The following is a 14,040-nucleotide window of genomic DNA, read 5'->3' as shown; positions in this document are numbered from 1 at the left end:
AAAACGCATAATATCAGGTGTTGAAAAGCCTTGATATTATGCGTTTTATTGTGGGAAGATTTTCGAAGAATATTAATCAAAATAAAGCAAATCTTTGCTGGTGCTTGTAAAGAGGTCAAAGCCATCCTTGGTAACAACACCACAGTCTTCGATACGAACGCCGACTTTACCAGGGATATAGATACCTGGTTCAACAGAGAAGCACATGCCTTCTTCGATGACCATGTCGTTTCCTTCCATGATAGAAGGGAATTCGTGGACATCCATACCGATACCGTGACCGAGACGGTGGTTGAAGTACTCACCATAACCAGCTTTTTCAATGACTTCACGGGCAGCGCGATCCACTTCATGAGCTGTCACACCAGGTTTGATAAAGTCAAGGGCAGCTTGTTGGGCTTCAAGGGTCAAGTTGTAAATATCTTTCTTGAATTGGTCTGGTTTGCCGACAGCGACTGTACGAGTCATATCTGATGCGTAGCCATTGACCATAACACCCAGGTCAAAGAGGAGAAGGGCATCTTTTTCGACCTTGTTTGCACCAGGAATTCCGTGTGGATTTGCAGCATTATCACCAGTCAAGACCATGGTATCAAAACTCATTTCATAGCCTTCACGTTTTAAGGCGAAGTCGATTTGTGCGATAATATCTGTCTCTGTTTTATCAAGAGAGATATTGTCAAAACCAACTTTTACAGCTTTATCAGCATAGAGACCTGCAACCATCATTTTTTGTACTTCATCGGCTGATTTGATGAGGCGCATGCGTTGGATGCGAGGAGTGAGGTTTTCAAACTCAGCAGTTTCAAAGACAGTTTTCAAACCATGGTATTTGGTCAAGATGAGATTGTCAAACTCAACAGCGACACGTTTGAAATCGTGCTGTGGTAAGGCATTTTTGATTTTTTGCCATGGATTTTCAGAATCCACATAGCCCACAACTGGGAATGAAACGGTGCTGGTTGCACGCTCCACTTCAAGGGCTGGGACAAAGAGGAGAGGTTTCCGGTCCGCTAGGACAAAAAGGAACATTTGGCGTTCATGGGGATCACTGTAAAAGCCAGTGAGGTAATTAATAGTGACGGGGTCAGATACGACAGCGACGTCTAGTTTTTCTGATTCAAGATATGTTACGATTTGTTGTAATTTAGACATATGCTACCTTCTTTCTACCCCTCTATTTTGGCAAAAAAAGAGAGAAAATGCAAGAGAGAAGGGTAAAAGAACAGGCAAAAAGAACTCCGATATGATAGCGGAGTTCTTTGATCTGGCTTTCTTTGGTTTAAGAAAAGTCAGCCTTGCTTTTCACGTCGCTGTATTCTTCAGCAATTTCTTGACTGAGGATGTCCTCATAGGCAGGGAGTTGGATATCCTGACCGTATTTTTTCTTGAGGGCAGTAGTGACTAGGCGATAAGCTAGATTGGCATTACGAGAGAGGATAGGTCCGTGGAAGTAGGAACCAAAGACATTCTTATAATGAACCCCTTCGCCGATTTTTTCTTCGTTATTTCCATTTCCATAGACAACCAGTCCCAGTGGTTTTTGGTCATCTGAGAGGAAGGTTCGACCTTGGTGATTTTCAAAGCCATAGTAGGTTTCATCGAAGTCTTCATTGTGAATTTTGATGTCACCGATAAAGCGATTATTGGTCTGGTTGAGGGTGTAGTGGCCCATGACACCGAGCCCTTCGATACGTTTGCCTGAAGCTTCAATATAATATTGCCCCAAAAGTTGAAAACCACCGCAGATGGCTAGAACTACTCCGTCGTTTTGGATGTAGTTGTCAATACTCTCTTTTTTAGCAGGCAGGTCGCCTGCGATGATGCTTTGTTCAAAGTCTTGACCGCCGCCGAAAAAGGCGATATCATAGCGGTTTTCATCAAAATCATCATGAAGAGAAACGATGTCAACCGTCACATGTGCCCCCAGTTTTTCAGCCACATACTTGAGCATGAGGATGTTTCCATTGTCCCCGTAGGTATTCATGAGGTTTCCATAGAGGTGGGCAATGTTGAGTTGATAAGGGTAGTTGCCAGCTTTTGAGGAAAGTGAAGTATAAACCATTAGTTCATCTCCTTTCTAACAATCTGACGACTAGCCAGCAGTTCGCGGAATTCTAGCATAGCAGTATAGGTTGCTAGGATATAGGCATGCTTGCAGTCTTGGTTCTCAATAGTCTTGAGAACTTGTTCCAGACTACTTGTTTCAGTGATTTTATCAGCTGGGTAGCCAGTCACTCGAAGACGGCGTGCGATTTCAGAATGACGAACACCGCCAGCGTTGATTTCAGGAATGCCCATATCAGTGATTTGTTCAAAGTCAGCATCCCAAATCCAGCTGGTATCAATCCCATCAGCATAGTTGGCATTAAGCAGGACAGAAAGGCTAAATGGATAAGGAGCTAACTTGATCATTTCGATAGCTTGGGTCGCACCAACAGGATTTTTAATCAAGACAAGAGTACATTCTTTGTCACCGATATGGAAGGTTTCCTGGCGTCCAAAGACAGCACGGCTCTTATCAAATCCTTGCTTGATCCGTTGAGAATCTGCACCGAGGAAACGGGCAATAGCAACCGCAGCGAGAGCGTTGTAGATGTTGTAGAGTCCACCGATTTGGATGCCGTATTCTTGGCCGTCGATGATAAAGCGAGAACGATTGTTGGTCAACTCAACCAGTTCTGTCAAACGATAGTCGAGATCAGGACGTTTGCAACCACAATTTTCACAGATATAGGCACCCAAGTTGGCATAAGTATTGAGTTTATATTTTAGGATGCCTTGACAGTCGGGGCAGAGAATCCCTTCGGTATTATAGTGAGCTAGCTTTGCTGGACCTTTTTCCAAATCAAAACCAAAATATTGAACAGGATTTGGAATAGCTGGCTTGTAGAAAAGCGGACTGTCACCGTTTAGAAGAACAGTAGCCGTAGGCACCTTACGAATGGCATCCAAAATCATCTTATAAGTTGTGTAAATCTCACCGTAGCGGTCCATCTGGTCACGGAAAATGTTAGTGATGACAAAAAGGCTAGGATGGATGTAGTCACAGATACGAGATAGGCTGGCCTCATCAATTTCGAGGACGGCAATGTTTTTTCCAGTTTTAGAGGATTTGGCCGTCAAGAAGGTTGTCGTAATCCCCGTAATCATGTTGGCGCCACTAGGATTGGTCAGAACCTGACCATAAACTTCTTTTAAAATGCCGACAGTGAGGGCAGTTGTCAGGGTTTTCCCGTTGGTTCCAGTGACCACGACAATCTCGTAGTTCTTAGCTAGATTTTGTAAAATATCTTTATCAAATTGAAGGGCAAGTTTTCCTGGGAGCGTACTTCCACGGCCAAGACGGCTTAAAACGAAGTGAGAAGAACGCCCAGCAAGAAGGCCCAAAGTAGTTTTTAATTTCATGTTTCTATTATATCATACTGCACCCAGCAGTCCAATAACTAAAGTAACCTCTAAGATCAACTAAAGAAGTAACCTTAGAGGTGCTTTTTAGGTTCTGATTAAACCAATCAAATACAATATCTTTGTTTTTGATAACTTTGGCAACTTTAAGAAATAAATCTTTCTTACTCTGAACATAAGAAAGGAGAGGACATTGATTACCTTCTACAGGTTTTAAAATTTTATTAATCCATTATAGTTGACAAAGATACCTAACTTTTGGGATTTAGATTATTTTTTGGAAAGTCTCTTTTATAATAAATTACGAATTTTTTCTTTTATAAATGCGTTAAGAGGATAGTGTTTATCAAGATATTCTAGGAGTGCCTGAGCAGATTCAGAAATTCGTTCGTAACCTTGCAAAAAGTAGGGTAATTGTTTGGCTTCATTTGGATAACCTTTTTCAAATCGTCTGTTGCTGTTAAAAATATCTATAAAATCAGATTTAGAAGTTTTTTCCAAATTGATTAGTTCAGTCCAAAGCTTGACAGATCTGTTTTGGATGAAATCATAAGCAGCCAATTTTTCCCCTCGTTGATAGCGACCTAGTCCTATATATAGGTTGCATAAAATTTCTCCCAACAGCCATTCACGATCTCTATTTTCTTTTGATGGCAATCTTTGTGGCTGGCAGATTGTTCCATCAAAACCGACCTCCTTCCAGATAATTTTGCCTTCAGCGAAGGGAATGTTTACTAGTTCGTGAGCTTCAAAGATAGCAAATTCACAAAAAACATCATCTTCAAATAGAACTTTATGTCCGTCCACTGTATTTTGGTAGTGAAATGCAATTGGTTCTAGCTTACTTAACCAGGTTAGGTCCTGGATATAGGCCTGCTTGTAGCCATCTTTTACAATAACAAAGAAATCCAAATCGGAGTACTGATCCAATCGTTCTCTTTCTGATCCGCAAGAACCAAGTGCCAGCAAAGCTAGTGCTTGTCTAGAATCTTTTAGAGACTGACCAATATCATTTAGTCTTTGTAATAGTAATTCTGTTTTATTCATATCGTTACCTCATTGTTTCTTGTTTACAGACATTATATAGTTAATATTTTCGAAAGTCAATTTCATCCCATACCAAATATATACTAATGTAATATGGGATTTCTTTCGATATTTTTTACAATGATAAAGTTTAAACATTTTGCGGAGTATTGCTCATATTATCAAGAACGAAGAAATTTGAAGTATCCTTTGATTGATTAGAAAGCGGTTCTTATCTTCAAAAAGATTAAATGATTTGGAAAATATTTGAGAAGAAAAAATATATCGACTTAGCCATCAATTTGCAAACGGTAAAACCTTTCCACAAACGATGAAAATACACATATGACCGCGCGAAGAGTGCCTAATTTACCTAATTAGGCACGAAACAATCATTGCAAAATATCTTTTTAAATTACTCATAAAACGATGAGTTGAAGCAAGTTATTTAAAGTCATATGTATTGCTGATATTTGAAAGAGCGACCTGAGACTCAATATATAATTAGGACTACTAAATAAAGTTGGGATATTATATCATAAAAGAGGGAAAAGACAGATTTGAGATTTCGCAGAAACAAAAACAGCCCGATGAGGGCTGTGAGATACCAAGAAGTCTCAACTTAAATCGCAAACAAGTCATTCAAGTTCTCAGCCAAGGTTGGGTGAGTGAAGATTTGTTTTGTGAAGTAAGTGTAAGGGATCTTGTTGTCCATCGCAACAGTGATGATGTTGATGATTTCTTGAGAGCCTTCTGAGAAGATGCTTGCTCCGAGAATTTCTTTTGTTTCAGTATTGACAACAGCTTTGAAGGCTCCGCGAAGGTCGCCATTTACGTGACCACGAGGCATTGCTGCAACAGGAATTTCCTTCACAGCGTATGGAAGTTTCAAATCAGCTGCTTGGCTTTCTGTCAAACCAACTTGTGAAAGTGCAGGTGTGATGAACATGGTGTTTGGTACATTGAGACGGTCTTCAAGAGTGTAGCTGCCATCTCCAGCAAGATAGCTGTAGACAACACGGAAGTCATCAAGTGAAATGTAGGTAAATTGAGGTCCACCGTTGACGTCTCCAACTGCAAAGACACCAGGAACGTTTGTTTGACAGTGTTTGTCTACTTTAATAGCACCACGCTCAGTTAGTTCAATATCTGTATTTTCAAGTTGAAGTGGTTCTACGTTTGGTTTACGTCCAGTTGCGTAGAGAAGGGCGTCGAAACGGTAAGTTTCGTTTTCAGTTACGACAAGGACTTGGTCACCGTCGTTTTTGATTTCAGTAGTGCGGATGTTTTGAAGCAATTCAATGCCGTCTTCTTCCATGTATTGTTTAGCAAGAGCTGCAATGGAAGGTTCTGCTCGAGGTAGGAAAGTATCCAAGGCATCTAGGACTGTAACCTTGCTACCAAGTTTATTGTAGAGTCCTGCAAATTCAAGACCGATATTTCCGCCACCAAGGACACCAAGTTTTTCAGGCAATTTGTCCAAGTTTTGGATACCTGTTGAGTCAAAGACGTTTTTGCTTGTAGCAAGTCCAGAGATTGGCAAGACGTTTGAAACAGCACCAGTGTTGATAACGATAGTTTCAGCAGTCAGTTCTTGTTTTTCATCACCAGCTTGGATTTCGATGACCTTGTTTGAAAGGAAGTGAGCTTCCGCATCAAAGATATCCACACCTGTTCCCGCAACAGTAGCATAGTTTTTACCGTTGAGGCGACTAGTGATAGTATTTTTGGTAGCAATGACTTCTTCAAAAGACAAGTCCTTCTCAGCAGCGACTAGCAAGGTTTTAGTTGGGATACATCCGATGTTGATACAAGTTCCACCGTACATAGCTTTGCTACGTTCAACGAGGGCAACTTTTTTACCAGCTGAAGCCAATTTACCAGCTAGTGTTTTACCAGCTTTACCAAATCCAATAACAATTAAATCATATGTTAACATTTATAGTCCTCCTATTCGATTTTCATTCTAGCACAAGAAAACACTTTTTGCACAAATCTGCTACGGGAAATGAAGTACGTTTGAAATGGTCCCTTCAAATCCTTTGATAAACAAGTTTCAGGCTACTTTACAGCTAGAAAATCGTTTACATAGTTTTCCTAAAGGATTCTACTATCTTTTGCTTTGGTCTTGTGTTATACTAGATAGGTTGCAAAGAAACCAGTACTTTTCTTTCGTGGAAAAGAAGCAACACGGTATCTCTTTTTGTAGAAGATACGTCATGAAAAGAAAAGTATAAACTAAAGCCCTATAGGGTGGCTTCGCACCACCTTTAGAAAGAAGAATAACGTGAAATTTAATGAATTTAATTTGTCTGCTGAATTGCTAGCAGAGATTGAAAAAGCTGGATTTGTAGAAGCCAGTCCTATCCAAGAACAGACTATTCCATTGGCTCTTGAAGGCAAGGATGTCATTGGTCAAGCTCAGACTGGTACAGGAAAAACTGCAGCCTTTGGCTTGCCAACCCTTGAAAAAATCCGTACAGAAGAATCAACTATTCAAGCCTTGGTCATCGCTCCAACTCGTGAACTCGCTGTTCAAAGCCAAGAGGAATTGTTCCGCTTTGGTCGTAGCAAGGGAGTGAAAGTTCGTTCAGTTTACGGTGGTTCAAGTATTGAGAAACAGATTAAAGCCCTTAAATCTGGTGCCCACATCGTGGTAGGAACACCAGGCCGTCTCTTGGACTTGATTAAACGCAAGGCCTTGAAATTACAAGATATTGAAACGCTTATCCTTGACGAAGCGGATGAAATGCTCAATATGGGCTTCCTTGAAGACATCGAAGCCATCATTTCTCGTGTCCCTGAAAATCGTCAAACCTTGCTCTTTTCAGCAACCATGCCAGATGCTATCAAACGTATTGGTGTTCAGTTTATGAAGGACCCTGAACATGTCAAGATTGCTGCCAAGGAATTGACAACAGAGCTGGTGGATCAGTACTATATCCGTGTCAAGGAACAAGAGAAATTTGATACCATGACACGTCTTATGGATGTGGAACAACCAGAACTTGCTATTGTATTTGGTCGTACCAAACGCCGTGTAGATGAATTGACTCGTGGACTTAAAATTCGTGGCTTCCGTGCAGAAGGAATTCATGGAGACCTAGACCAAAACAAACGTCTTCGTGTCCTTCGTGATTTTAAAAATGGGAATCTTGATGTTCTAGTTGCGACAGACGTGGCAGCGCGTGGTTTGGATATTTCAGGTGTGACCCATGTCTACAACTACGATATTCCACAAGATCCTGAAAGCTATGTTCACCGTATCGGTCGTACAGGTCGTGCTGGTAAGTCAGGTCAATCTATTACTTTCGTAGCACCAAATGAAATGGGTTACCTTCAAATCATTGAAAACTTGACTAAGAAACGAATGAAAGGCTTGAAACCAGCGACAGCAGAAGAAGCCTTCCAAGCTAAGAAACAAGTAGCGCTTAAGAAAATCGAACGTGACTTCGCAGACGAAGCCATTCGTGGCAACTTTGAGAAATTTGCTAAAGATGCTCGTAAGTTAGCCGCTGAATTTAGTCCAGAAGAATTGGCTATGTATATCTTGAGTCTGACAGTCCAAGATCCAGACAGCCTTCCAGAAGTGGAGATTGCGCGTGAAAAACCACTGCCATTTAAACCATCAGGTAATGGATTCGGTGGCAAAGGTAAGGGAGGTCGAGGAGGCCGTCGTGGAGACGACCGTCGAGATCGTGGTCGCCGTGATGACTTCAAGAAAGGCCGTCGTGGAAACGATCGTTTTGATAAAGACAGACGTTACCGTAATAAAGACAATAAAAAACCTCGCAACACTTCAAGCGAAAAGAAGACCGGCTTTGTTATTCGTAACAAAGGAGACAAATAGAAAAAAGCGATTCACACTGTGAATCGCTTTTATATATAAGGAGACCGATAGTAAAAGAAGATGGTGATAGTAAAGGATAGGTGAAACGGAAAGGGATTTATCATGTCATTTTCTTATAATGTTATAATATCAAAAATAAAATAGGATGTCAATAAAAAAATCGCTTTTTTCTAAAATATTTTTGCTGTTCAAAATTGTAATTAAATAAGCAATTTTCAGATAATAATTGAAAATTCACGCTCTTTATGTTATAATGGTAGCGATTAAATGCGAGGTAAAAAATGGCACATTTATTAGAAAAAACAAGAAAAATTACTTCTATTTTGAAACGCTCAGAGGAGCAACTTCAAGATGAACTTCCCTATAATGCGATTACACGCCAGTTGGCAGATATTATTGATTGTAACGCTTGTATTGTGAATAGCAAGGGGCGCCTTTTAGGCTACTTCATGCGTTATAAAACGAATACAGATCGTGTAGAGCAGTTTTTTCAAACTAAGATTTTTCCAGATGATTATATCCAAGGTGCAAACATGATCTATGATACGGAAGCCAACCTTCCTGTTGAACATGATTTGACCATTTTCCCTGTAGAGAGCCGTGCGGATTTTCCAGATGGTTTGACGACCATTGCTCCGATTCATGTATCAGGGATTCGCCTAGGTTCGTTGATTATTTGGCGCAATGATAAGAAATTTGAAGATGAAGATTTGATTCTTGTTGAGATTGCGAGCACGGTGGTAGGGATTCAACTCTTGAACTTCCAACGTGAAGAGGATGAGAAAAATATTCGTCGTCGTACTGCTGTTACCATGGCGGTTAATACCCTTTCCTATTCAGAACTTCGTGCCGTATCAGCTATTTTAGCTGAATTGGATGGAAATGAAGGACAGTTGACTGCATCTGTTATTGCAGACCGTATTGGCATTACACGCTCGGTGATTGTCAATGCGCTTCGTAAACTGGAGTCAGCAGGAATTATTGAGAGCCGTTCACTCGGAATGAAGGGGACTTATCTCAAAGTTCTAATTGGTGATATTTTTGAGGAAGTGAAAAAGAGGGACTACTAATGGCAAAGGCTTTAATCTCGATTGACTATACAGAGGATTTCGTAGCAGACCATGGAAAGCTGACTGCAGGGGCACCTGCCCAAGCCATATCAGAGGCAATTAATCGAGTAACCAGATTGGCTTTTGAACGTGGGGACTATATCTTTTTCACCATTGATGCCCATGAAGAGAAGGATACATTCCACCCAGAAAGCAAGCTCTTTCCGCCACACAACATCATCGGGACTAGTGGTCGTAACCTTTATGGTCCCCTAGCTGACTTTTATGCTGAACATAAGGTGGATAGCCGTGTCTTTTGGATGGACAAGCGTCACTATTCAGCATTTTCAGGAACGGACCTAGATATCCGTTTGCGAGAACGTCGGGTAGATACAGTCATTTTGACCGGTGTACTGACTGACATTTGCGTTCTTCATACGGCTATTGATGCCTATAATTTAGGTTATCAAATCGAGATTGTCAAGCCTGCAGTTGCCTCTATTTGGCCAGAAAATCATCAGTTTGCTCTTGGTCATTTTAAGAACACATTGGGAGCCAAGTTGCTGGATGAAAATCTGGCTGAAATCCAAGAATAATTCCCTTGGAAAAATGAAAAAAATCTGAAAAAAGTGTTGACAAAGATTTTGAAAGTTGATATACTAGTAAAGTAATCAACGCGGGGATGGCGGAATTGGCAGACGCGCAGGACTAAGGATCCTGTGACCGCTTTAGGTCGTGAGGGTTCAAGTCCCTCTCTCCGCATAGGATAAGAGTTAGCTTTGGCTGGCTCTTTTTGTTTTTACAAAGAAGACTAGAGGCTACGTTTCGTATCTCGAAAAATATTGGCATCAAGAACAGTCATTGTATCAGAACATTTAAACTGAGTTTTCCATTTCATCCTATCAAGAATTTCCTCAGATACAAGTCAGAAAATGAAGAACTTAGGAAATGGAAAATGCTAAGCTGAAAGACGGTGCCAGCATTTATAAAATGGAGTATATTTTTGATTGATAAAATGCATTCTATATGAGAAAAGTTAGCGTTCGCTAGCTTTTTTGTTTTTTTCAAAAAATTTTTTCGATTTCATAAACATTTCATATTTGGATTTTATAATAGTCTTACAAATATGGAGGTGACAAATGAATCCAATCCAAAGAGCTTGGGCTTATATCAGCAGAAAACGACTGAGAAGTCTTATTTTATTTCTGATTTTATTTGTCCTTTTGGCAGGAATTTCAGCCTGTTTGACTCTGATGAAGTCCAACAAAACAGTAGAAAACAATCTTTACAAATCACTCAATACATCTTTTTCTATCAAAAAGATAGAAAATGGACAGACCTTCAAATTGTCTGATCTAGCATCCGTGAGCAAGATTAAGGGACTGGAAAATGTCTCTCCTGAACTCGAGACGGTCGCAAAACTGAAAGACAAGGAAGCGGTGAGTGGTGAGCAGAGCGTAGAACGTGATGATGTGTCAGCAGCGGACAAGAACTTGGTTAGCTTAACGGCTCTTGAGGATTCATCCAAGGATGTCACCTTTACCAGTTCGGCTTTCAATCTAAAAGAAGGGCGACACCTTCAAAAAGGGGACTCCAAGAAAATCCTGATCCACGAAGAGTTGGCCAAGAAGAACGGTCTTTCGCTTCATGACAAGATTCGCTTGGATGCTGGTCAGTCCGAAGCTGGAAAAGGGCAAACAGTAGAGTTTGAGATTGTCGGTATCTTTTCTGGTAAAAAACAAGAGAAATTTACAGGCTTGTCTTCTGACTTCAGTGAAAACCAAGTCTTTACAGACTATGAAAGTAGCCAAACCCTTTTGGGAAATAGTGAACCACAAGTCAGTGCAGCCCGCTTCTATGTAGAAAATCCTAAGGAAATGGACGGACTCATGAAGCAGGTGGAAAACTTGGCCTTGGAAAATAGCGGCTATCAAGTCGAGAAGGAAAACAAGGCCTTTGAACAAATCAAAGACTCGGTTGCAACCTTCCAAACCTTCCTAACCATCTTCCTGTATGGGATGTTGATAGCTGGAGCTGGAGCCTTAATTTTGGTCTTGTCTCTCTGGTTGAGAGAAAGGGTCTACGAAGTGGGAATTCTTCTGGCACTTGGAAAAGGCAAGAGTTCGATCTTCCTCCAGTTCTGTTTAGAGGTAGTTTTGGTATCTCTCGGAGCTTTGCTTCCAGCATTTGTTGCAGGAAACGCCATCACATCCTATCTGCTCCAAACTGTACTAGCCAGTGGAGACCAGGCAACCTTACAGGACACGCTGGCCAAAGCAAGCAGTCTATCAACCAGTCTCATATCCTTTGCAGAATCCTATGTCTTTCTGCTCTTGATTGGTTGCTTGTCTGTGGCCCTTTGTTTCCTATTCTTATTTAGAAAATCGCCTAAGGAAATTTTATCATCTATTAGTTAAGAAGGAGAAATCATGACTTTATTACAATTGCAAGATGTTACCTACCGTTATAAGAACACTGCTGAAGCAGTTTTATATCAGATCAAGTATAATTTTGAACCCGGAAAATTTTATAGTATCATTGGTGAGTCAGGAGCTGGAAAATCCACTCTCTTGTCCCTACTGGCTGGTCTAGATAGCCCTGTTGAAGGTTCTATCCTTTTCCAAGGAGAGGACATTCGGAACAAGGGATACTCTTACCATCGTATGCACCATATTTCCCTGGTCTTTCAAAATTATAACTTGATAGATTATCTTTCTCCGCTGGAAAATATCCGCTTGGTCAACAAAAAGGCCAGCAAGGATACGCTTCTTGAGCTTGGTTTGGATGAAAGTCAGATCAAGCGGAATGTTCTCCAGTTATCAGGTGGTCAACAACAACGTGTGGCTATCGCTCGCAGTTTGGTATCCGAAGCTCCAGTTATTCTAGCTGATGAGCCAACAGGAAATCTGGACCCTAAAACTGCCGGAGATATTATCGAACTGCTCAAGTCACTTGCTGAGAAAACAGGTAAATGTGTGATTGTCGTCACCCACAGTAAGGAAGTGGCACAAGCGTCAGATATTACACTTGAATTGAAGAATAAGAAACTAACTGAAACTCGCAATACTACAAAATAAGATGAGCTTGTTTTGATAGAATTATGAAATCAAATCTAGAAAGGGAACCTATGTTACACAACGCATTTGCCTATGTTACAAGGAAGTTTTTCAAATCGATTGTTATCTTCCTGATTATTCTCCTCATGGCGAGCTTGAGTTTGGTCGGCTTGTCGATCAAGGGAGCTACAGCCAAGGCTTCTCAGGAGACCTTTAAAAATATCACCAATAGCTTCTCCATGCAAATCAATCGTCGCGTCAATCAAGGAACGCCTCGTGGTGCTGGGAATATCAAGGGTGAAGACATCAAAAAAATCACCGAAAATAAGGCCATCGAGTCTTATGTTAAACGCATCAACGCTATCGGAGATTTGACTGGATATGAACTCATCGAAACGCCAGAAACCAAGAAAAATCTCACTGCTGACCGTGCCAAGCGTTTTGGAAGTAGTTTGATGATTACAGGTGTCAATGACTCCTCGAAAGAAGATAAGTTTGTCTCTGGTTCTTACAAACTAGTCGAAGGTGAGCACTTAACCAACGACGACAAGGACAAAATCCTCATGCACAAGGACTTGGCAGCCAAACACGGCTGGAAAGTTGGAGATAAGGTCAAACTGGACTCTAATATCTATGATGCAGACAATGAAAAAGGTGCCAAGGAAACAGTTGAAGTGACAATCAAGGGACTCTTTGATGGCCACAATAAGTCTGCAGTAACCTACTCACAAGAACTCTATGAAAACACAGCTATCACAGACATTCACACTGCTGCAAAACTTTATGGATACACAGAAGACACAGCTATTTATGGGGACGCAACCTTCTTTGTAACAGCAGACAAGAACTTGGATGACGTCATGAAAGAGTTGAATGGTATCAGTGGTATCAACTGGAAGAGCTACACACTTGTGAAGAGCTCCTCTAACTACCCAGCTCTAGAGCAATCCATCTCCGGTATGTACAAGATGGCCAACCTCCTCTTCTGGGGTAGCTTGAGCTTCTCAGTTCTTCTCCTTGCACTCTTGCTCAGTCTTTGGATCAACGCCCGTCGCAAGGAAGTGGGAATCCTCCTCTCTATCGGTCTCAAGCAGGCAAGTATCTTGGGGCAATTCATCACCGAATCGATCCTGATTGCCATCCCTGCTCTTGTTTCTGCTTACTTCCTAGCCAACTACACAGCTCGTGCAATCGGAAATACTGTTCTTGCCAATGTCACTTCAGGTGTTGCTAAGCAAGCCAGCAAGGCGGCTCAAGCCTCTAATCTTGGTGGTGGTGCAGAAGTAGATGGATTTAGCAAGACCTTGTCGAGCCTAGATATTTCTATTCAGACATCAGACTTTATCATCGTCTTTGTCCTTGCCTTGGTTCTAGTGGTTCTCGTTATGGCGCTTGCTTCAAGCAATCTCCTCAGAAAACAACCAAAAGAGCTCTTGCTCGATAGCGAATAAAAAACTTGCTACCTATTCTCTCCTAAATGGGGTATAATATAGGTAGCATTTTTATCTATTTCATCTTGATAATACTCTTCGAAAATCAAATTCAAACGACGTCAGCTTCACCTTGCCGTACTCAAGTACAGCCTGCGGCTAGCTTCCTAGTTTGCTCTTTGATTTTCATTGAGTATAAGGCCTCTTCCTTTCAGGGTGAA

General features: G+C 41.1%; 11 protein-coding genes and 1 tRNA gene. 7 read left to right on the top strand and 5 right to left on the bottom strand.

Annotated elements, in window-relative coordinates; genetic code table 11:
* Positions 1–72: 72 nt before the first annotated feature.
* From HMPREF1149_RS05870 to HMPREF1149_RS05850, 5 genes are all read right to left on the bottom strand, one after another.
* Positions 73–1,155, bottom strand: coding sequence for a M24 family metallopeptidase (locus tag HMPREF1149_RS05870; RefSeq protein ID WP_000040943.1), 1,083 nt, complete (start codon positions 1,153–1,155; stop codon positions 73–75).
* A gap of 127 nt (positions 1,156–1,282) precedes the next feature.
* Positions 1,283–2,065, bottom strand: coding sequence for a lipid II isoglutaminyl synthase subunit GatD (gene gatD / locus HMPREF1149_RS05865; RefSeq protein WP_000263176.1), 783 nt, complete (start codon positions 2,063–2,065; stop codon positions 1,283–1,285).
* A complete protein-coding gene (gene murT / locus HMPREF1149_RS05860) occupies positions 2,065–3,408 on the bottom strand; it encodes a lipid II isoglutaminyl synthase subunit MurT (RefSeq protein ID WP_000770030.1) in 1,344 nt (447 codons plus the stop codon). The genes gatD and murT overlap by 1 nt, the downstream gene beginning before the upstream one ends.
* 291 nt (positions 3,409–3,699) lie before the next feature.
* Entirely contained in the window at positions 3,700–4,455 is a 756-nt protein-coding gene (locus HMPREF1149_RS05855; protein ID WP_001043932.1) for a hypothetical protein, read from the bottom strand.
* A 601-nt stretch (positions 4,456–5,056) separates the two neighbouring features.
* On the bottom strand, positions 5,057–6,373 hold the full coding sequence (locus tag HMPREF1149_RS05850) for an FAD-containing oxidoreductase (protein WP_000958955.1): 1,317 nt from the start codon (positions 6,371–6,373) through the stop codon (positions 5,057–5,059).
* Between the two features lie 348 nt (positions 6,374–6,721).
* On the opposite strand from HMPREF1149_RS05850, the gene HMPREF1149_RS05845 reads away from it, so the two are divergent.
* The 7 genes from HMPREF1149_RS05845 to vex3 all read left to right on the top strand — a co-directional run bounded on the left by HMPREF1149_RS05845 (position 6,722) and on the right by vex3 (position 13,840).
* Positions 6,722–8,284 carry a DEAD/DEAH box helicase gene (locus HMPREF1149_RS05845; RefSeq protein ID WP_000671083.1) on the top strand — a complete coding sequence of 521 codons (1,563 nt, stop codon included), beginning with the start codon at positions 6,722–6,724 and terminating at the stop codon, positions 8,282–8,284.
* A gap of 281 nt (positions 8,285–8,565) precedes the next feature.
* Complete coding sequence (gene codY, locus HMPREF1149_RS05840) at positions 8,566–9,354, top strand: GTP-sensing pleiotropic transcriptional regulator CodY (RefSeq protein ID WP_000940727.1); 789 nt, start codon at positions 8,566–8,568, stop codon at positions 9,352–9,354.
* Positions 9,354–9,929 carry a cysteine hydrolase family protein gene (locus HMPREF1149_RS05835; RefSeq protein ID WP_001029645.1) on the top strand — a complete coding sequence of 192 codons (576 nt, stop codon included), beginning with the start codon at positions 9,354–9,356 and terminating at the stop codon, positions 9,927–9,929. The genes codY and HMPREF1149_RS05835 overlap by 1 nt, the downstream gene beginning before the upstream one ends.
* Before the next feature lie 80 nt (positions 9,930–10,009).
* A tRNA-Leu gene (locus HMPREF1149_RS05830) sits at positions 10,010–10,095 on the top strand.
* A gap of 377 nt (positions 10,096–10,472) precedes the next feature.
* Positions 10,473–11,750, top strand: coding sequence for an ABC transporter permease (locus HMPREF1149_RS05825; protein ID WP_001068247.1), 1,278 nt, complete (start codon positions 10,473–10,475; stop codon positions 11,748–11,750).
* Positions 11,751–11,762: 12 nt separating this feature from the next.
* Positions 11,763–12,410: an ABC transporter ATP-binding subunit Vex2 gene (vex2, locus tag HMPREF1149_RS05820; protein WP_000173736.1), complete on the top strand. Its 648-nt coding sequence runs from the start codon at positions 11,763–11,765 to the stop codon at positions 12,408–12,410.
* Between the two features lie 50 nt (positions 12,411–12,460).
* Positions 12,461–13,840, top strand: coding sequence for an ABC transporter permease subunit Vex3 (vex3, locus tag HMPREF1149_RS05815; RefSeq protein WP_000902993.1), 1,380 nt, complete (start codon positions 12,461–12,463; stop codon positions 13,838–13,840).
* The last annotated feature ends 200 nt before the right edge of the window (positions 13,841–14,040 follow it).

The organism is Streptococcus sp. BS35b, assembly GCF_000286475.1.
Lineage (GTDB): Bacteria > Bacillota > Bacilli > Lactobacillales > Streptococcaceae > Streptococcus > Streptococcus oralis_W.
Note: the sequence above shows the minus strand (reverse complement) of the source record. Positions and strands in the feature narration are given on the sequence as shown.